14 protein-coding genes are annotated in these 18291 nt (G+C 73.3%); 8 read left to right on the forward strand and 6 right to left on the reverse strand.

What is annotated here, in order from left to right; genetic code table 11:
- Positions 1-237: 237 nt before the first annotated feature.
- The gene (locus ACFUK0_RS23790) at positions 238-2052 is read left to right on the forward strand and encodes a hypothetical protein (RefSeq protein WP_380253396.1); all 1815 of its coding nucleotides are present in this window, start codon (positions 238-240) and stop codon (positions 2050-2052) included.
- Positions 2053-2240: 188 nt separating this feature from the next.
- Complete coding sequence (locus tag ACFUK0_RS23795) at positions 2241-3383, forward strand: hypothetical protein (RefSeq protein ID WP_380253398.1); 1143 nt, start codon at positions 2241-2243, stop codon at positions 3381-3383.
- A gap of 56 nt (positions 3384-3439) precedes the next feature.
- On the opposite strand, the gene ACFUK0_RS23800 is transcribed toward ACFUK0_RS23795, so the two are convergent.
- The 3 genes from ACFUK0_RS23800 to ACFUK0_RS23810 all read right to left on the reverse strand — a co-directional run bounded on the left by ACFUK0_RS23800 (position 3440) and on the right by ACFUK0_RS23810 (position 6846).
- Complete coding sequence (locus tag ACFUK0_RS23800) at positions 3440-4042, reverse strand: hypothetical protein (RefSeq protein WP_380253400.1); 603 nt, start codon at positions 4040-4042, stop codon at positions 3440-3442.
- 255 nt (positions 4043-4297) lie between these two features.
- Positions 4298-5743, reverse strand: a complete 1446-nt coding sequence (locus tag ACFUK0_RS23805) for an amidohydrolase family protein (protein ID WP_380253401.1) — start codon at positions 5741-5743, stop codon at positions 4298-4300.
- 152 nt (positions 5744-5895) lie between these two features.
- A complete protein-coding gene (locus ACFUK0_RS23810; RefSeq protein ID WP_380253403.1) occupies positions 5896-6846 on the reverse strand; it encodes an amidohydrolase family protein in 951 nt (316 codons plus the stop codon).
- Positions 6847-6922: 76 nt separating this feature from the next.
- Between ACFUK0_RS23810 and ACFUK0_RS23815 the strand changes: the two genes are divergently transcribed.
- A complete protein-coding gene (locus ACFUK0_RS23815) occupies positions 6923-7759 on the forward strand; it encodes an IclR family transcriptional regulator (RefSeq protein WP_380253405.1) in 837 nt (278 codons plus the stop codon).
- A 33-nt stretch (positions 7760-7792) separates the two neighbouring features.
- Here ACFUK0_RS23815 and ACFUK0_RS23820 read toward each other — a convergent pair whose 3' ends face one another.
- On the reverse strand, positions 7793-8356 hold the full coding sequence (locus ACFUK0_RS23820; protein ID WP_380253407.1) for a flavin reductase family protein: 564 nt from the start codon (positions 8354-8356) through the stop codon (positions 7793-7795).
- A 273-nt stretch (positions 8357-8629) separates the two neighbouring features.
- Here ACFUK0_RS23820 and ACFUK0_RS23825 point away from each other — a divergent pair, with 273 nt between their 5' ends.
- A complete protein-coding gene (locus tag ACFUK0_RS23825; protein WP_380253409.1) occupies positions 8630-9841 on the forward strand; it encodes an acyl-CoA dehydrogenase family protein in 1212 nt (403 codons plus the stop codon).
- Here the strand turns inward: ACFUK0_RS23825 and ACFUK0_RS23830 are convergent.
- Both ACFUK0_RS23830 and ACFUK0_RS23835 read right to left on the reverse strand, forming a co-directional pair.
- Complete coding sequence (locus ACFUK0_RS23830) at positions 9825-11234, reverse strand: PucR family transcriptional regulator (RefSeq protein WP_380253411.1); 1410 nt, start codon at positions 11232-11234, stop codon at positions 9825-9827. The two genes, ACFUK0_RS23825 and ACFUK0_RS23830, sit on opposite strands and share 17 nt — an antisense overlap.
- A 68-nt stretch (positions 11235-11302) precedes the next feature.
- Positions 11303-11983, reverse strand: coding sequence for a GntR family transcriptional regulator (locus tag ACFUK0_RS23835; RefSeq protein ID WP_380253413.1), 681 nt, complete (start codon positions 11981-11983; stop codon positions 11303-11305).
- 117 nt (positions 11984-12100) lie between these two features.
- Between ACFUK0_RS23835 and ACFUK0_RS23840 the strand changes: the two genes are divergently transcribed.
- The 4 genes from ACFUK0_RS23840 (at position 12101) to ACFUK0_RS23855 (ending at position 18243) form a co-directional block, all read left to right on the forward strand.
- The gene (locus ACFUK0_RS23840) at positions 12101-12964 is read left to right on the forward strand and encodes a fumarylacetoacetate hydrolase family protein (RefSeq protein WP_380253415.1); all 864 of its coding nucleotides are present in this window, start codon (positions 12101-12103) and stop codon (positions 12962-12964) included.
- A 47-nt stretch (positions 12965-13011) separates the two neighbouring features.
- Positions 13012-13977 carry a VOC family protein gene (locus ACFUK0_RS23845; protein ID WP_380253417.1) on the forward strand — a complete coding sequence of 322 codons (966 nt, stop codon included), beginning with the start codon at positions 13012-13014 and terminating at the stop codon, positions 13975-13977.
- A 10-nt stretch (positions 13978-13987) separates the two neighbouring features.
- Positions 13988-16042 carry an acetoacetate--CoA ligase gene (locus tag ACFUK0_RS23850; protein WP_380253419.1) on the forward strand — a complete coding sequence of 685 codons (2055 nt, stop codon included), beginning with the start codon at positions 13988-13990 and terminating at the stop codon, positions 16040-16042.
- 593 nt (positions 16043-16635) lie between these two features.
- Positions 16636-18243, forward strand: a complete 1608-nt coding sequence (locus ACFUK0_RS23855; protein ID WP_380253421.1) for a carboxylesterase/lipase family protein — start codon at positions 16636-16638, stop codon at positions 18241-18243.
- The last annotated feature ends 48 nt before the right edge of the window (positions 18244-18291 follow it).

Raw genomic sequence — 18291 nt, forward strand, 5'->3', positions numbered from 1 at the left:
GGGGGCCCCGGCGCCGGGGGGTTTTTGTTTGCGGGCGGGGGGCTCCAACCTATTATTCCCCGGCCGCCGGCCCGGCGGGGACCGTACGGTCCGCGCGGCCGACGTCGTGCGAGGGCCCCCCAACTGCCGCTGGAGCGGCCTGTCCTCCAGGCGGGCTTGTCGGGCGGGTGCGGTGGGAAGGACGGGTACGGGGGCCTGTGCGGCGATGGCAGGCGATGAGGAGCAACGGGGGGACGTATGACGAAGCGTGATGTCCGGCGGGGCGCGCTACGGCGCGGGGTGCTGACGCTGGCTGTCTGGTGGCTGTGGATGCCCCTGGTCGCCCTGCTGGTCCGGGTGGTCAAGCACGTCGGTTTCGGCGGGTTCGGGCAGCAGGACCAGAGCTACCTGCTGCTGATCCGGCAGGAGTTGTTCCCGCACGGCGGCCCGCTGGACGCAGCGCCCCTGTTCTGGGTCTGGGTCGCGGTGGGGCTGCTGGGCACGGTGTGGGTGGTGGCGTACCTCGCCGAGGACTCCGGGGCGGGGTTGCGCGGGTGGCGGGTGAGACTGGCGCTGGCGGCGGTACTGCTGGCAGCCGCCGGTTCGCTGGTGCGGACGGGCACCGGGATATGGGACGACGACAAGGACGCGGGCCGGTTCTACGCGGCGGCGACGGTGCTGGACATCCCGGCCGGCGGCGCGGCCACACCGCGTTCGGTGCTGCCGGTGACCGAGCACACCCGCAAGGGCGACGGCGACCGCTGCGACCTGGTCGGCGCCGCGGACGTGCCGGCCTGCGTGAAGACCGCACCGATGCCGGACTTCGACTTCGAGGCACGCACCGCCTCCTACGCCGCGGCGACCGCGGCGCTCACCAGCAGCGCCGGCCTCACCTCCGGGGTGCACCTGATGGGGCACAGCCTGCACTACCTGCCGGACGCCTCGCAGGGCGGCGGGGTGTGGACGGCCGTCCTGGACGGCTCCGGCGGGCAGCCGACGGAAGGCATCGCGGTCTGGGACGGCCGTTCGAACACCGTCGCGACCTGCGCGTTCCGCGGCGACCACGCCTTCGGCCGGGCCTTCGCCGGAACGGGTGCCAACAGCCTGCGCAACCTGCTCGCCGAGCGGTTCCCCGGCCTGGTCTACAGCGACCAGGACATCTGGGGCTACTGCGACGGTCCCGACCCGCGCACCGCGCAGCCGGTGGTGGTCATCTCGGTGGCCCGCCAGACCGGTTGGCGGCAGCGCACGGTGCTGGAGCCCGCCGGGGTACTGGTGCTGCGCGGCACGGCGGACGGCCGGCCGGGCCTGGTGTACCGGGAGAAGGTGGCGCCGGGCGAACTGCCGGGGGCGGTGTACCCGGCCTCGGTGGTCCGAGCCCAGATCCACGAGGTGCAGTGGCTGGGCGGGCGCGGCGCGAAGGACGACCGCGGCTTCGGCTACGCGCACACCTCGGCGGCGACGAACGCGGGCAATCCGGGCGAGTTCCTGCTGCGCTCCAAGGCGGACGGCCACCTGTACTACGTGACGCCGCTGGTCCCGCGGGAGAGCTCCTCGCAGCTGGTGGTGGCGTTCGCGGTGGTGCAGGCGGACTCGGCCGGCGGAGGCCTCAACGACCTTCACGTGTACGTGCGCGGCGACGACAGCCCGTCGGTGAACCTGAACGTGCTCGCCAGCCGGATGGTGTCGTACATGGCACAGCAGACCTCGATCAGCATCAGCGCCGGTCAGGGCGGTGCGCTGCAGGAGATCGTCCCGTTCGGCCGGGACATGTGGCGCGGCTTCGTGGACTTCAACGGGCAGACCCAGGACTACATCGACCTGTCGGGTGACGCCACCGTGCAGCCGAACCTGGTGTCGTTGAGCGGCAGCATCACCGCCCCCGGCGGACAGGCGAGCCCCGCGCCGTCCCCGGCCCCCGGGACGCCCGCGCCCGCTCCTCCCACGGCGCCGGCCGGCGGCTGCACCGGCGATCCGGGCCGGCTGACGACGGCGCAGCTCGCCGACTGCGTGGCGGACCTGTCCAAGACGCTGCAGGAGCGGGTCCAGGAGTCGGCGACCGCCCGGCCCTGACGGTCGCCCCGGTCGGTGCGCGCGGGCTCGTCCCGGTGAACGGGACTGTGCAGGACCGCTCCGCCGGACGGACACGGGCACCGGCCTTCAGGGGTCCGGGCAGACGGGATCCCCGACAGCATCGCTGCCGGTCCGTCAGAATGGTGAGGCGCCGGGCGGCGCGCGGAGCAGACCGGAGGTACCGCTGCATGACCCGGTACAGTGTCGACCTCGACCGGCGCGAGCTGATCGCCACCTGGGGATCCGGTCAGGGCGACCTGGCCACGCTCCTCGCGGCCGTTCCGGCCGGCACGGATATCGGCCTCCTGTGCCGCCTGGCCAGTGCCCTGACGCAGCTGTCGGCAGCGGCCTGGCGGACGTACACCCACCCGGCCGGCTCGACCGGCTCGCTGGAGCCCGACAGTGAGAGCCGGCGGCGGGAGCGGGAACGCAGGGCATTCACCGAGGTCCCCCAGGCGGTGGCGGCCCCGAACCTGCCCCGGGGCGGGTCGATCACGGTCTCGTACAGCCCGCTGGTGGAGAACGCGAACCGGGTCGGCCGCGCTCTGCTCGCCCTCGGGATCCCCGAGTTGACCGCGGCGGTCCGTGCCGAGACGGGGGTCGAGCTGGCCGCCGTGGAAGGCGCCGAACTGGGCGACCTCACCGGACGGGCCCAGCAGGCCGTGCTGCTCAGCCGCGAGGACGCCTCCCCGGTACAGGTGGCCGCCGCCGACCGGCTGCTGGAGGAGAACCCGTTCGGCCCGGCCGCGCTCTTCTCCGACGTCGACCCCACCGCCGCGGCGGTGGCCGCCGCGCACTGGCTGTACGCCGCCGCCGAAACCGCCTCGGACGTGTCCGGGTACGCACCCACCGACGTGGTCCGTGAGGCGGACAACATCGAGGCGCTGCCCTACGCGACACCCACGCTGGTCCTGGAACTCCTCGACGCCGGTGCCTCCCCCTACGACGTCGCCACCGGGCTGGTACGCCACGCCCTGCGGATCGCCGACGGTGTACTGCCCGACCCGCAGGCCTTCCGCGAGCAGCTCGAAGAGGCCGAGGAGATCCTCGCCGAGTACGCGGACGGGGCCGAGCCCGACGCCGAACTCCGCCTGACACCCCTCGATCCCGACCGGCCCGCCCGCGACCTCCTCGAAGACCTCCTCACCGGCATCCACGGGTGCTGGCTCCTCCACAGCGAGTACCACGAACCCGACGACGAGAACGCCGGCGACGACGCGGCGGAACCGGACGAGGAGCGGGCGGCACAGCACCGGTACGCGGCCGGCCGTGAACGCTTCGCCCAGCTCGTCCGCGAGACCGCCGGCCGCCACCGCGAGCGCCTCATCTGACCCGGGACGCGAGATGTCGGGCCCGACCGGTGCCGCCGTCCCTCGCGGCGCCCGGTTCAGCCGTGGACCGGGCAGCCCACCGGCCGGAACGGCCTCGGCGACGCGCGCACCGGCTCCAGGTCCGCCGCCCAGCCGTCGCCCCGGCGGCGCAGCACGATCAGCCGGTTGGTACCGGCGTCCCGGTCCCGGCGGTAGGCGGCGAGGGCCTTGGAGTCCGGGCCGGCCAGCTCCGCCGTCACCTCCTCGACCAGGCAGACCGGGCAGTCGCCCGTCAGCATCACGGCGTCCCGTCGGGCCGTGTCCCGCCAGACGCCGTCCATCATCACGGCGCCGCCCGGTGCGACGGCCAGCGTCAGTTGCTGCCGGCCGTCGTCACTGCGGCAGTCCGCCAGGAGCTCTGCCTTCACCGGGCCCGACTCCGTCCGCGGCATCCGCGCGAAGAGGCGTGCGGCGATGACGACGTCCACCGCCGTCACGGTCAGGAGCACGACGGCGGGCCAGAGCAGCCACCCCGGCCCCGGACCGAACCCACGCCACAGGCCGAGCCCGCCGAACACCACGGCCAGCAGCAACGGCCCCGGCGTCGGTCCCCGCCGCACCAGCGCACGCAGCAGCACCGCGATCAGCCCGACAGTCACCACGATGTCCAGGACGCCCATAGCTCCCCCGTACCTCCGGCACCCCAACGGGCCACCCCCGCAAGCATCCTGTCAGCCGGACCACTCGCCGGACAAGGGTCGGTCGGGGGCGGGGGCGGCGGGCAGCAGCCGGGTTCCGGGGTCGGTTTCAGCCGGCGAGACCGAAGTCGCCGCCCACCGGTCCGGCGATCTTGTCGACGCCGGTCAACGCCGTCAACGCGTGGTGCCGTTGCCGAGCCGGAGAGCCCGGCCCGGGTGCGGCGGCGGCGCCGGCGCTCAGTGGGCGCCGGGCCTGGCGGCGACGCGTTCCAGTACGGCGTCGAGCTCGGCGCGGGACCACCAGGAACCGTCCCGCATCACCCCTGCGATGCGGCGCAGGGCGACGTGGTCCTCCAGCGGATCCTCGTCCAGAAGCACCAGGTCGGCGGGCATGCCGGGGACGACCCGGCCGGAGGCCCCTTCCTGGCCCAGGAACCGGGCCGGTTCGGTCGTTGTCATCCGCAGGATGGTCAGCGGGTCGATACCCGCCTCGGCGAGGTGGTCGAACTCGTCGTGCAGGGAGAAGCCGGGGATGATTCCGGCGGCTCCGCAGGCGTCGGTACCCGCCACCATCGGGACCCCGGCATCCGCGAAGGCCTTGGTCATCCGCAGCTGCGCGGCCCAGTGGCCCTGCAGGGCGTTGCGGGTGACGCCGGGAAGCCTGGCGAACTTCTTCGCCGACCTGTCCCAGGCGCGCAGTTCGCCGGGGGCCATGTAGCGGCGCCTCGGGTCCTCGGTGTGTTCGGCCGAGTCGCCGAACTGCTGGGTGTGCACCCGGATCAGGGTCGGGCACTGCCAGGTGGTGTGTTCGACGAACAGGGCGGCCAGTTCCTCGGCCTTCTGCTGGTCGTAGGAACCGTCGGCGAGTTCGTAGGCATGGGCCTCCGGTTCGGAGGTCAGGGTCGCCGGGTTCACGGCCATCCTCCGGACCAGCTTCAGTACCAGCTTGTCGGCGCCGGGCATCCTGACCCTGGGGATCGGCGGGAGCTTGCGGGTCGCGTTCCTGGCGCGCACCTCGCCCTCCCGGGAGGAGGCGGCGGCGAACACCGTGACGCCGGGCCCCAGGTGCTCGATCGACCACACTCCGCCGCGCGCGGCCTCGCGGGGGTCGAGGTCGGCGGGGAGGTGGCCGCCCAGGCGGATGCCGAGCCGGTTCGCCTCCCGGAGGGCCGCCAGAAACGTCTCCCGGGTCGTCAGGCCCGCCTTGACGAAATCGGCACCGTCCCGGTGCTGTTCCCTGACGGCCCGGACCGCGCCGTCGGCCGTGCCGGCGTTCAACGGGGTCAGCAGGTCACCGGCGGTGGCCCTGAGCGCCGGGGCCCCGGCCGGCCGGGGCAGGGTGCCCTCGCGGCGGGACTTCAGCAGCGCCCTGCTGCCCGACATCTGGCGGAAGCCGACGACGCCGTTGGCCAGCATCAGGGCGTAGGTGCCGTCCACGTCCTCCGGGGTGTTCAGGGCGTGCATGTGCATGTCCATGAACCCCGGGACGACGAACCGGCCGCGCCCCTCCACCACGTGCGGCTCCGGGACGGGGGCGCCGGTCGCCGTCACGGACACGATCCGGTTCCCTTCGACCACCACGTCCTGGCCGGGCGTGCGGGTCCCGTCCAGCGGGTCGACCACGGTGACGTCCCTCACCCGCACGCGGCCCGTGACCGACGACGGTTCGACGTACCTGCTCATATCTCTCCTGGGGGCAGCGGCGCCGTCCGGCGCTCTGCCCGGACTGCCGCGATCGGCTTCGTGTTCGTGCGACGTGCCCTGTCCGGGCCTGACTCGGTGGACCATCGAGCGGGTCTGCGCACGCGCTCCGCCTCGACGTGGCCCTCCGGCCGTCACCCGGCGAACAGCCGGCCCGCGTTGCGGGTGGTGAGGTCCCGCCAGCTGCCGGTGGCGGACGGCGGTGCGGCCGAGTCGACGGATGCGACGTGGGCGAGCACCGCTCCCGCGGGTGTCCAGCAGTAGTCACTGCCGTACAGCAGGCGGTCGGTGCCGAACGCGGCGTCGAGGGCCGGGATCTGGCGCGGGAAGGGCGTGCCGGCCATGTCGTACCAGAGACGGCCGAGCTGCTCGACGGCGCTGGGCGCGTCCTGGGGGCCGCTGTCCAGCATGGTGCGGAACAGGTCCATCCGGTCGGCGAGCAGCGGCAGCACCCCGCCGCCGTGGGTCAGCACCCAGCGGATCCGGGGATGACGGGCGAGGACGCCGCGCAGCAGCAGGTCGCTCGCGGTGCGGGCGGTGTCGAAGAGGAACTCCAGCATCGGCCGGGGCCTGCCCGGGGAGAGTTCGTCGGCGTGGGGCGGTGAGGTGGGGTGGACGAAGACGAGGGCTCCGCGGCGGTCGAGGTCCTCCCACAGCGGTTCGAGCCGGGGGTCGCCGAGGTAGCTGCCGTGGTGGTTGGTCTCCACCGTGACGCCGTCCGCGCCGAGGACGTCGAGGGCGTGGGCGGCCTCGGCGAGCGAGCCCTCGATGTCGGGCAGCGGCAGGGAGGCGAAGTGACCGAACTGCTGCGGACGCTCACTCCGGACCCGGGCGCCGAACTCGTTGACCTCACGCGCGAGGGCCCGTGCGGCGGCGTCGTCGCCGAAGTGCACGCCCGGGGAGGAGATCGACAGGTAGGACTTCTGGATCCCCGAGCGTTCCATCAGGTCGAGATGCTGTTCGACGCTCCAGCCCGGCCAGCCGGGCATCCCGTCGGGGTGCTCGATGCCGGCGGACCGAGCCGCGGCGACGTAGCCGTCGGTGACGAAATGGGCGTGCACGTCGATGAGGCCGACGGGGGTCATACGGGCTCCTCCGGTTGTTTGGTGCGTACCTCAACCAGCCTAGGAACGGAGCCGTAGGCTGGCATGTGTGATGCCGATGAATGAACCTGGGATTTCTGACGGCGCCGGCCGGCCGAGGCGCGGAGGCAGGCCCGCCGAGGGGCAGCCGGTCATCGATCGGGCGTTCGCCCTGCTCAGGACGTTCGACCATGAGCACCGCGCCCAGACCCTCGCCGAACTCGGACAGCGCAGCGGCATCCCCCGCAGCAGCGCGCTGCGGATCGCCCGGTCGCTGGCCGACGTGGGTGCGCTGGAGCGTCTCGACGACGGCCGGTACGTGGTGGGGCTGCGACTGCTGGAGACCGCGTCCCTGGCACCGCGCGGCCACGGACTACGCTCCGTGGCCATGCCCTCCATGGAGGACCTCTTCCACGTCACCCGTCAGCACGTCCTGCTCGCCGTCCGGGAGCAGCAGGAGGCGGTGCTGGTCGAACGGCTTTCGGCGCTCGACGCCAGTCCTGTGCACTACCGCGTCGGAGGGCGTCTTCCGCTGACGTCCACCGGCGTCGGACTGGTGCTGCTCGCCTTCGCACCGGCGGCCGTCCAGAACCAGGCCATCGCCTCCTACCGGCCCGGGCAGGGCCATGACGCCATCTCCACCCCGGCCGACCTGCGCCGCGCGCTCGCCGAAGTACGGCGTGGTGACCACGCTTTCGGCCGGCAGACCAGCCCCTGGCCGTTGAGCACCGTGTCCGCCCCGGTGCGGGACGGCAGCGGGGTGGTGGCGGCGTTGTCGGTCGTGGCACCCAGCACGGGCTTCGCGGACGCGGGGTACGGACCGGCCGTACGGGCGACGGCCCGCGCGATCTCCCGCCGGCTGGCGGAGGACGGCCGGCGGGCGGTGTCCACGGGCGATGCCCCGGTCGGTGGCTGAGGGCGGCGTGTGCCCCGGAGTACCCGGCCGCGATCAGGCGTCCCACCAGCTGAAGGTGTGCGTCGGCGCGTGGCGCAGGCCCGCGCTGTCCAGCTGGACCAGGCGCCCGCGGTAGAAGACCAGGGGCTTCCGGTCGCCGGCCGCGGCCGAAAGCCGCCGGACGCGGCCCAGGATCGCGATGTGGTCGCCGGCCGGGAAGCTGTTCTCCACGTCGCACTCGATCCAGGCCAGCGAACCGTGGATGCGCGGGGCCCCGTTCGCGGCCGGCTCCCAGCTGCAGGACGCGAAGCGGTCCCCGGTGCGGCTCGCGAAAGCTCCGCACTGGCGCTGCTGGTCGTCGGCCAGCACGTTCACGCAGAACCGGCCGGCCGCGACGACGGATGCCGCGCTCGCGGAGCGCAGATCGCAGTAGAACACCACCAGCGGCGGTTCGAGGGAGACCGAGGTGAAACTGCCCACGGTGACGCCCACCGGACCGTCCGGGGTCTGCGCCGTGACGACGCTGACAGCGGTGGGCACCCGGCCGAGGACCTTGCGGTAGTCGGCCGCGGTGACCGCGTGCGTTCGGGTGGGCGACTCGGCGGCGGGTGCGGCCATGGTGACCTCCTGGTGCGGTGATGCCGGAGCACGTTTCGACCGAGTGAACCCGTCATCACGTTCACATGAACATGGGCCTGCGGCGCAACGCGGGCAGCTGCCGTCGTGCCCGCAGCCCAAATCCCGCGCGTTCTGGCCCCCCGGCCCAGCTCCCGTCGCACAGTCTGCGCTCCCGGCACCACGACAGGGCGGTGAATCGGGCGTGGAATCCCTCCACCGGCACCCACCCACGAGCCGCGTCACCGCTGACGCGCCGACAGCCTGGAGCACCCCATGACGCCCATCACGCAGACGACGGCAGCGACGGCCGACACCGCTGCACTCACCCCGGCCGAACGCGCCGCGGCTCTCGTCCCGCTGCTGCGCGCCAACGCGGCGCGCACCGAGGAGGACCGCAGGGTCGCGGAGGAGAACATCACCGCCCTTGCCGAAGCGGGGCTGTTCCGGCTGACGGTGCCGCAGCGCTTCGGCGGCCAGGAGGCGAACCTGCGCACGTTCCTGGAAGTCAGCACCGAGCTGGCACGCGGCTGCGGCTCGACGGCCTGGGTCGCGACGCTCCTCAACGTCTGTCACTGGATGGTCGGGCTGTTCCCGGAGCAGGCGCAGCAGGACGTGTGGGGCGCGGACCCCAACGCCCGGGTCTGCGGCGTGCTGGCACCGACCGCGACCAGCAGGGCCGTCGAGGGCGGCCAGGTCGTCACGGGCCGGTGGGGTTTCGCCTCCGGATCCCTGCACGCACAGTGGGCCGGCCTGGGCGTGCCGGTCGTGGACGCCGCGGGCGAGCAGATCGACCAGGGCGTGGCCCTGATCCCGCTGTCCGAGCTGACGCTGGAGGACACCTGGTACGTGGCCGGGATGCGCGGCACGGGCAGCAACACCCTGGTGGCGGACGAGGTCTTCGTCCCCTCGCACCGGATCATGTCGATGACCCAGGCCGTCCAGGGCGTCAACCCGACCGAGCACAAGGACGAGGCGCTGTACCGCTCGGCGTTCGTACCGGTGCTCGCGCTGGTCCTGGCTGGCCCGCAGCTGGGCCTGGCCAGGGCCGGGCTGGAGCTGGTCACCGCGTCGCTGGCCAAGGGCAAGGGCATCTCGTACACCTTCTACGAGAAGGCCGTCGAGGCACCGTCCACGCAGATCCAGATCGCCGAGGCGGCGCAGCTGATCGACACCGCCCACCTGCACCTGATGCGCGCCGCCGACGACATCGACAGCTGGGCCGGCCGTGCGGAGTACATGCCGCTGGTCAACCGTGCCCGCGCGCGGATGGACACCGGCTACGTGGCGCGGCGCTGCCGTGAGGCGCTGGACATCCTGCTGAGCGTGCAGGGGGCGGGCAGCTTCGCGGAGGTGAGCCCGCTGCAGCGGATCTGGCGCGACCAGGAGACCGGCAGCCGCCATGCGGTGATCAACACCGCGATCTCGACGGAACTGTACGGGCGGGCGCTGCTCGGGATCGAGGAGCAGGTCACTCCGCTGATCTGAGTGGTCGGTGGTGGGTGCGGACGGGCGGCGCCGGTGGCACCGTCCCGGCCGTCCGCAGCACGGCGGGGCCGAGTACGTGGGCCACGGCCAGGGCGGCGTGCACTTCGAAGCGGCGCTCGGAGAGGTCGTGGCCCAGCAGGTGCTGGGCGCGTTTGACGCGGTAGGTGACGGTGTTGCGGGCCACGTGCATGTGGGCCGCGGCCGTCAGCAGGCTCCGTTCGCCGAGCAGGTAGTGGCGCAGGGTCTCCCGCAGCTGTTCGCTCTGCGGGCTGTCGTCGGCGAGCGCCCCGAGTTCCTGGTGCACGAAGTTCCGTGCCGCGGGCAGGTCGTTGCTCATCAGGGCCACGACGGCGATGTCGCGGTAGTGCACGACCGCGGGGCTCTCGCGAGGGTTCAGCCGGGCGATGCGGGCGGCGTGCAGCGACTCCTGGTGGGACTGCCGGAACCCGGCGGGGCCCGGGTGCGGGGAGCCGCACGCGAGGTGGATGCCGGGCCGGCTGGGAGCCGGCCCCGCGGTGTCGGTGCCCTTGCCGGTCCGCGATCCCCAGGCCCACAGCGTGGTGCGGCCGGTGGGCACCATCAGGGTGGTGGAGCGCCCGTGGTGCTGCAGGAAGTCGGCGGCCGCCTGCTCCAGGTCGGCACTGCCGGCCTGTCCGGCGGGGTCGCACCAGGCGGTGACCGCGAGGTGCTCGTTGGGCAGGGCGTAGCCGAGGACGCGGCTCGCGGCCTCGGTGTCGACGGGCTCGCCGGTGAGGATCGAGCGGACGGTCTCCTGCCGGGCGGCCGCGCTGCTGGTCACCCAGCGGTCGTGCTCGGCGAGGTACTCCTCGGTCATGCGGGAGGAGAAGTCGTCGATGTAGCGGAAGAGGGTGCCGGAGACATGCTGCATGTGTTCGGCGCGCTGCTCGGGCGGTGTCAGGTTCTTGCAGGCCTCCATCAGCGCCCGCGCCATCTCGGCGTGCCCCAGCCGGATGCCCCGCAGCACCTTGTCCAGCGGGATGCCGCGCCGGACGAAGTCGCGGTCGCCCTGCAGGGCCTCGTCCGGTACGGCGGGGCGGGCGACCGGGTCCGCGAGGAGGAGCAGGGCCCGGAGGACGGAGGACTCGGTTCCCATCCGCAGGGTCTCGAACGGTTCCGTCCCGCCGCCGAGCTCCGGCACCTCGGCGGTGATGGCCCGGGCCATCCGGTGACCGGTCGCGACCGCCCATTCCACCGGCCCCGGGCCGAGGCGTGCTGCCGTCTCGGCCAGCGAGCGCGGCGAGCTGGCCGGCGCGGGGCCGGTGGAACGGGTGTCCGGTGCCAGTCGGCACAGCCAGTCGGCGCCGGACGCCGGCTCGGTGCGGGCGGGGACTTCGGGGTGTCCGCCGGCGGGTCGCGCACCTGTCTCGTCCACTGCCGCCTCCTCTCGGTCGGGCCTCGGTACCAGCGTGCCGCGTCGGGCCGCCGGTCGCGGGGTGTGCCTCAGTGGGCGCGGTCGCCCTCGCTCCGGATCACGGCGCGCAGCGAGGCGGTGGTGCGGTCGATGTGCTGGACGAGGAGGTCCGCGGCGGCGGTGGCGTCCCGGGCGAGGACGGCGTCGAGCAGTTTCCGGTGTTCGCAGGCGACATCGCGGTCGTAGTCGTGCCCGATGGGGCGCGACCACCGGCGGTAGAGCGTCGCGGCGTCGCGCAGGGACATCGCGACGGCCAGCAGGCGGTCGTTGCGGCAGCCCGAGAGGAGCGTCTGATGGAAGACCTCGTGGACGGCGAACCACTCGCCGTTGAGACCGCCGCCCGGCAGGCTGATCGGAGTGCTGGCGAGGTGGTGGTGGGCCGCGACGGCGGCCGCCTCCCACTTGATGTCGCCGCGCTCGACGGCGCGGCGCAGGACCAGGGCCTCGATCTCGATGCGGGCCTCGGTGAGTTCGTCGAGGTGTCCGGCCGACAGGGCGACGACGCTGAAGCCCTGTTGGGGGGCGGCCGAGACCAGGCCCTGTTCGGCCAGCCGGGTCAGTGCCTCCCGGACGACGGACTGGCTGACCGCGAAGCGCTGGGCGAGTTCGACGAGGCGCAGCCGCTGCCCGGGTTGCAGCCCTCCCTGGAAGATCTCCTCGCGGATCTGCGTGTAGACCGCGCCTGCTCGTGTCGTCTTCTCTCCCGCCATGGTGGCCGAGCGTAGCAGGAAACGCGATCAGTGGAGATTATCGTTAATCTCTTGCTTTCTAGATATTCGGCGCCAACACTACGTGCAGAACCCCAGCACGAGACACCGGGAGAACCGATGCGCCTTGCGAACATCAACGGCCGGCTGGCCCTGCGCCACGCAGGCGGATACCTGGACGTGGAGACGGCCAGCGGCGGCCGCTACGGACCGGACCCGCAGGCGCCGTTCGCCGACTGGGACGCCTTCGCCCGGTGGGCGGACGAGCACCTGCGCAGCGGGCGGGCCGACCGGGCGGACGGCGCGGAGCCGGCCGAGGACACGCTGTGGGGGCCGCCGGTGCCCCGCCCGGCCCAGGTCTTCGCCGTCGGCCTCAACTACCGCGACCACGTTGCCGAGTCCGGCCTGCAGATCCCGGCCGAACCGGCCGTCTTCACCAAGTTCCCCACCTCCCTGACCGGCCACGGGCAGGCCGTCACCCTGCCGGAGGGGCTGGTGGACTGGGAGGCGGAACTGGTCCTCGTCATCGGCCGCCACTGCCACCGGGCCACCCGGGAGACGGCCTGGTCCCACATCGCCGGCGTCACCGTCGGCCAGGACCTGTCCGAACGGCGGCTGCAGCTGACCGGTCCGGCCCCGCAGTTCTCGCTCGCCAAGTCCTACCCGGGCTTCGGCCCCACCGGTCCCGAACTGGTCACCGCCGACGAACTCGACGACCCGGACGACCTGGAACTCGGCTGCATGCTGGAGAACGGCGAGGTCCTGCAGAAGAGCCGCACGTCGAACATGATCTTCGACGTGCGGGAGCTGATCGTCCGCCTCTCGGCCGTCTGCCCGCTGCTGCCCGGCGACCTGGTCTTCACCGGCACCCCGGCCGGCGTCGGCGGCGCCCGCACCCCCCAGAAGTTCCTCGCCCCCGGCGACACCCTCGTCACCTGGATCGAAGGCGTCGGAACGCTGCGCACCCCGACAGCAGCCCGCTGAACCGAGCGCCACCCGCGCCGGACCGTCCAGGAAGGAAGCCCCTAACCATGCCGCTGCACCGACTGACCCAGATCGTCATGGGTGTACCGAACGTCGAGCAAACCGCCGCCTACTACGAGGACTTCGGCCTCACCCCCGGCGCCCGCCCGCCGACGCCGGCCGCTGCCCCGCCCGCCGGGGTACGGGTGTTCTCCACCGTGGACGGCGGCGAGCAGTTGCGCATCGTCCACACCCCACGCCGGCGCCTGGTCGAGCTCGGTGTCGGCGCCGACGACCCCGACGACCTCGGCCGGGTCGCCGCCGCGCTGGAGCGGCTCGGTGTCCCGGTCCACCGCACCCCCGGCGCCGTGGCCGCCGTCGACCCCGGCACGCAGGTACTGGTCCGCGTCGAGATCGCGCCGCGCTACCGGCAGGCCCCGGCCCCGGCTCCCGCGTACAACGCCCCGGGCGTGGACGCGCGTCTGCACCTGCGCGCCCCCGGCATCCTGCGGGAGGAGCGGGTACGGCCCCGCAAGCTCGGACACGTCGTCCTCGGCTCCACGGACCAGGAGTTCTCCCAGCTCTTCTTCCAGCAGGGGATCGGGTTCAAGGTCAGCGACACCGTGCCGGGCCTGGCCGCGTTCATGCGCTGTTCCAGCGACCACCACAACGTCCTGGTCCAGCAGGCACCGGTGGCGTTCCTGCACCACACCTCCTGGCAGGTCGACGACGTCGACGAGGTCGGCCGCGGCGCCACCGCCATGCTGGAGGCCGACCCCGCCCGGCACACCTGGGGCCTGGGCCGGCACTTCATCGGCTCCAACTTCTTCTGGTACCTCAAGGACCCGGCCGGGACCTTCTCCGAGTACTACTCCGACCTGGACTGCATCGTCGACGACGCCCTCTGGAGGCCCGGCGTCTGGGAGGGCGCCAAGGCACTGTGGGCCTGGGGCGCCCCGCCGCCGCCGTCCTTCCTCGCCCCCGAGGACCTCGCCGAACTCATGACCGGCGCCCACACCACACCCGCGAAGTAGGAAGCCCACCATGGCAGTCCACTCCGGCGCCGGGGCGCACGAGGACGCCCCCGGCGCCCGCCCACCGGCCGGGCCCACCGGGCCGGCGGCCGCCCCGCCGCCCGTCTGGTCCCCCGACCCGGCCACCGCGCGGCACAGCAGGATCGCCCGGTTCACCGAGTTCGTCGCCCGGCGGACCGGCACCACCCACCCCGACTACGCGTCCCTGTGGCAGTGGTCGGTCCGCGACCTCGACGGGTTCTGGTCCGCGATCTGGGACTTCTTCCGGATCCGTTCCACCCACGCCCCCGACCGCGTGCTCGACGACACGCCGATGCCCGGCACCCGCTGGTTCCCCGGGGCCCACCTCAACTACGCCGAGCACGCGCTGCGCGGCGGCAGCCCGACCCGGAGCGCGGTGGTCTCCGTCTCCGAGGACGGCACCACCACCCGGACCAGCTGGGCGGAACTGCGCCGCCAGGTCGGCGCGCTGGCGGCCTGGCTCCGCCGGGAGGGTGTCACGCCCGGCGACCGGGTCGTCGGCTACCTGCCCAACACGCTGCACTCCGTCGTCGCGTTCCTGGCCACGGCGGCCGTCGGGGCCGTCTGGTCGGCCTGCGGCCAGGACTACGGCGCGCAGGGGGCAGCCGCACGGTTCACCCAGCTGGAACCCGTGATCCTGTTCGCCGCCGACGGCTACCGGTGGAACGGGAAGGAACACGACCGCCGCGACGAGAGTGCGGAACTGCACCGGGCGCTGCCCACCCTCCGCCGCACCGTCCGGATCCCCTGCCTCGGCCTGCCGCAACCCCCGCACGACCACGCCGCCCGCTGGGAGGAGGTCACCGCCGGATCCGAGGAGCCGGTCTTCGTGCCGCTTCCGTTCGACGCGCCCCTGTGGGTGCTCTTCTCCTCCGGCACCACCGGCGTCCCCAAGGGCATCGTCCACGGTCACGGCGGCATCCTGGTCGACCACCACAAACTGCTCGGCCTGCACCTCGACCTGGGCCCCGGCGACCCGTTCCTCTGGTACACCACACCCAACTGGATGATGTGGAACCTGCTCGTCTCCGGCCTGCTCGTCGACGCCACGATCGTCCTCTACGACGGGAGCCCCGGCCACCCCGGGCCGCACCGCCTGTGGGAACTGGCGGCCGAGCACCGCGTCACCGTCCTGGGCGTCAGCCCCGGCTACCTCCTCGCCTCCGCCAGGGCCGGCCTCGAACCCGGCCGCGACCAGGACCTCTCCCGACTGCGCACGCTCGGCTCCACCGGCGCACCGCTGCCGGCCGCCTGCTACCACTGGGTGCGGGACCATGTCGGCGCCGGCGTGCAGGTGGCCTCGACGACGGGCGGCACCGACATCGCCAGTGGCTTCGCCGGCGGCGTCCCCACGGTGCCCGTCTGGCCGGGAGAGATGTCCGCTCCGCTGCTCGGCGTGGCCCTGGAGGCCTGGGACGCCGACGGCAGCCCCGTCGTCGACGAGGTCGGTGAACTCGTCGTCACCCGCCCCCTGCCGTCCATGCCGCTCGCCTTCTGGAACGACCCGGACGGATCCCGTTACCTGGACGCCTACTTCGGCACGTACCCCGGCGTCTGGCGGCACGGCGACTGGATGACCCGCACCTCCCACGGCAGCGTCATCGTCTCCGGACGCTCCGACTCCACCCTCAACCGCCAGGGCGTACGCCTCGGCAGCGCAGACATCTACGCCGTCGTCGACGAACTCCCCCAGCTCCGGGAGAGCCTCGTCATCGGCGCCGAACTCCCCGACGGCGGCTACTGGATGCCCCTGTTCGTCGTCATGGAACCCGGCCACGAACTGACCGACGACGTCCGCGCGGACATCAACGCGGCGATCCGGACCGAGGCCTCCCCGCGCCATGTCCCCGACACCATCCTGGCCGTGCCCGCGCTCCCGCACACCCGCACGGGCAAGCGGATGGAAGTACCCGTCAAACGCCTCGTCCAGGGCGCGCCGATCAGCCAGGTGGCCGGCCGCGAGGCCGTCGACGACTTCGACGCCCTCGCGTACTTCACCCGCTTCGCCGGCGGGGCGCCCCCGCATCCGCACCCCGTCCGCTGAAGCACCACGTCACGACCACGGGGACCACATGACCGAATCCGAGACCCCGGCCGTCAACAGGACCGGACCGGCGTGCGAACGGCCTTCCGGCCCCGAGTGGTTGAGGCGCAGGCACCTGGGCACCGCCCAGGCCCGGGGCATCGCCGTGGCCCGCGGGTGGTGATCGCCGGCGTGACCATCGCAGCGGCGCGCACCGGCAGCGACTCACGCCAGCCGCCGTTACGGGCGGCATGCGCCGCGGTGGCCTCGGCGACCAGGCGCCGCACGACCTCCAGCCGCTGCCCCGACGGAACCACCGGCAACGGACAGCGGGCGACGCCCATGCTGCCCTCCCCCTCCGACTCCCCTGCCACGCCTGGCCGAACGGGCTGCCTGGACTCGTTTTACCATCCGGTCGGACAGCCTGCGAGAAGGGGCCGCCGGGCGACGGGCCCGGACACCCCGCCGGCGCGGCCCGCGGCAGACAGGTCGCGGAGACCGGCGTGCCACTCAATGAGACATCCCCCAACAGGGCGAGGAATGCCTTCTAGTGTCTCAACTCCTAGACACCGTGCGTTCATTCGCGCGGTGATCCCCCACCCTGGGAGTCCTACGTGCAACAACGAACACGATGGGCCAGTGCTCCGGCCGCGGGTCTGGCGCTGTCGCTGGTGACGGCGGCGGTGACGCTGAGTCCGGTCTCCGCGTCGGCGGCGACGCCGGGCATCGTCCTGACGGACACCGGCCTCGTCCGGGCGGCAGCGCCGGACGCGAACGGCGTGACCGCCTTCAAGGGCATCCCCTACGCCGCCGCGCCCGTGGGTGCCCTCCGCTGGAAGGCACCCCAGCCGGCACCCGCTTGGAAGGACGTACGTCCGGCGGACGCCTTCGGGCCGGCCTGCTGGGGCACCCAGCAGCCGGGCGCGCCGTCGGTCGCGATGAGCGAGGACTGCCTGACGCTCAACGTCTGGCAGCCGCCCCGGCGGCTCGGGCCGCCGAAAGCCGTCATGGTGTGGCTGCACGGCGGAGGATTCCAGTTCGGTTCCTCGGCCGATCCCAAGTACGACGGTGCCAGGCTGGCTGCCCAGGGCATCGAAGTGGTCAGCCTGAACTACCGGTTGGGAGCCTTCGGGTTCCTGGCGCAGCCGGAGCTCGACCGGGAGGCGGGAACCTCCGGCGACTTCGGCCTGCAGGACCAGATCGCCGCCCTGCGCTGGGTGCAGCGCAACATCGCGGCGTTCGGTGGCGATCCGGGGAACGTGACGCTCTTCGGCCAGTCCGCGGGGGCCCACGCGGTGGGCCTGCTGATGTCGTCCCCGCAGTCGGGCGGCCTGTTCACGAAGGCCATCGCCCAGAGCGGGGCCTTCTGGGACAGCGAGTACGGCTCCGTCCCACCCCATGCCGCCGCGCTGGCCCAGGGCGCGGCGCTCTCGAAGGCGCTGAACGCCCCCGGCCTCGCCGACCTGCGCGCCGTACCGGCCGACAGGCTCGCCGCCGCTGCCGGCAGCGCGTTCTTCGCGCCCAGCATCGACGGCCAGGTACTGAGCGACTCCCCGGCCGCCGTGTTCGCCCGGGGCGGGCAACGGCATGTCCCGCTGCTCGCCGGCTACACCGGGGCGGAGGACTTCCCGGTCTTCGACGGCCGGGCCCTGCCGCACGCCTCACCGCAGGAGTTCTACGCCGCGGCCGGGCGGCTGTTCGGCGCGAGCCGCGCGGCGGAGTTCGCGCGGCTCTACCCGGCGGCCACACCCGCCGAGGCGGCCGCGCAGGCCCGCCGTCTCGTGGGTGACATGGTGATCGCGGAGCAGACCTGGGAACTGCTCGGCCTGCAGCAGCGGACGGGCGGCTCGAACGTCTACGGGTACACGTTCACCTACACGTCCCCGTACTCTCCCGCACCGGCCCATGTCGCCGACGTGCCGTTCGTCTTCGGCAACCTCCTGCCGCAGTACTTCGCGCCCCAGGCGCCTCCCGCCGGTGAGGCGGATCGGGCGTTCTCGGACACGCTGACGGCCTACTGGACGAACTTCGCCCTGCGCGGGGATCCCAACGGCCCGGGTCTGCCCGACTGGCCGCGGTACGCCGGGCCCGGCTCGAAACTGATGAACCTGGACGCCGAGCCGAGCGCGGTCACGGATCCCGACGCGGCGCGGCTGGGCTTCCTCGCCTCCTTCCGGACCAACGGCAGGTTCCCGGCCGCCTGGCAGACGGCCGGAAGCTGACCGCCGGAGCGCGGTCGCACGGTTCGGGGCGCCCCGGCGGTACTGACC

The sequence above is a fragment of the Kitasatospora sp. NPDC057223 genome (assembly GCF_042669755.1).
In the GTDB taxonomy this organism is placed as follows: domain Bacteria; phylum Actinomycetota; class Actinomycetes; order Streptomycetales; family Streptomycetaceae; genus Kitasatospora.

Excerpts from the sequence above, each read along its gene's own strand:
- ACFUK0_RS23800 (WP_380253400.1), bottom strand. The coding sequence starts at position 4,042 with ATGGGCGTCCTGGACATCGTGGTGACTGTCGGGCTGATCGCGGTGCTG.
- ACFUK0_RS23825 (WP_380253409.1), top strand. The coding sequence starts at position 8,630 with ATGACGCCCATCACGCAGACGACGGCAGCGACGGCCGACACCGCTGCA.
- ACFUK0_RS23810 (WP_380253403.1), bottom strand. The coding sequence starts at position 6,846 with ATGACCCCCGTCGGCCTCATCGACGTGCACGCCCATTTCGTCACCGAC.
- ACFUK0_RS23835 (WP_380253413.1), bottom strand. The coding sequence starts at position 11,983 with ATGGCGGGAGAGAAGACGACACGAGCAGGCGCGGTCTACACGCAGATC.
- ACFUK0_RS23850 (WP_380253419.1), top strand. The coding sequence starts at position 13,988 with ATGGCAGTCCACTCCGGCGCCGGGGCGCACGAGGACGCCCCCGGCGCC.
- ACFUK0_RS23815 (WP_380253405.1), top strand. The coding sequence starts at position 6,923 with ATGAATGAACCTGGGATTTCTGACGGCGCCGGCCGGCCGAGGCGCGGA.
- ACFUK0_RS23845 (WP_380253417.1), top strand. The coding sequence starts at position 13,012 with ATGCCGCTGCACCGACTGACCCAGATCGTCATGGGTGTACCGAACGTC.
- ACFUK0_RS23820 (WP_380253407.1), bottom strand. The coding sequence starts at position 8,356 with ATGGCCGCACCCGCCGCCGAGTCGCCCACCCGAACGCACGCGGTCACC.
- ACFUK0_RS23790 (WP_380253396.1), top strand. The coding sequence starts at position 238 with ATGACGAAGCGTGATGTCCGGCGGGGCGCGCTACGGCGCGGGGTGCTG.
- ACFUK0_RS23840 (WP_380253415.1), top strand. The coding sequence starts at position 12,101 with ATGCGCCTTGCGAACATCAACGGCCGGCTGGCCCTGCGCCACGCAGGC.
- ACFUK0_RS23795 (WP_380253398.1), top strand. The coding sequence starts at position 2,241 with ATGACCCGGTACAGTGTCGACCTCGACCGGCGCGAGCTGATCGCCACC.
- ACFUK0_RS23805 (WP_380253401.1), bottom strand. The coding sequence starts at position 5,743 with ATGAGCAGGTACGTCGAACCGTCGTCGGTCACGGGCCGCGTGCGGGTG.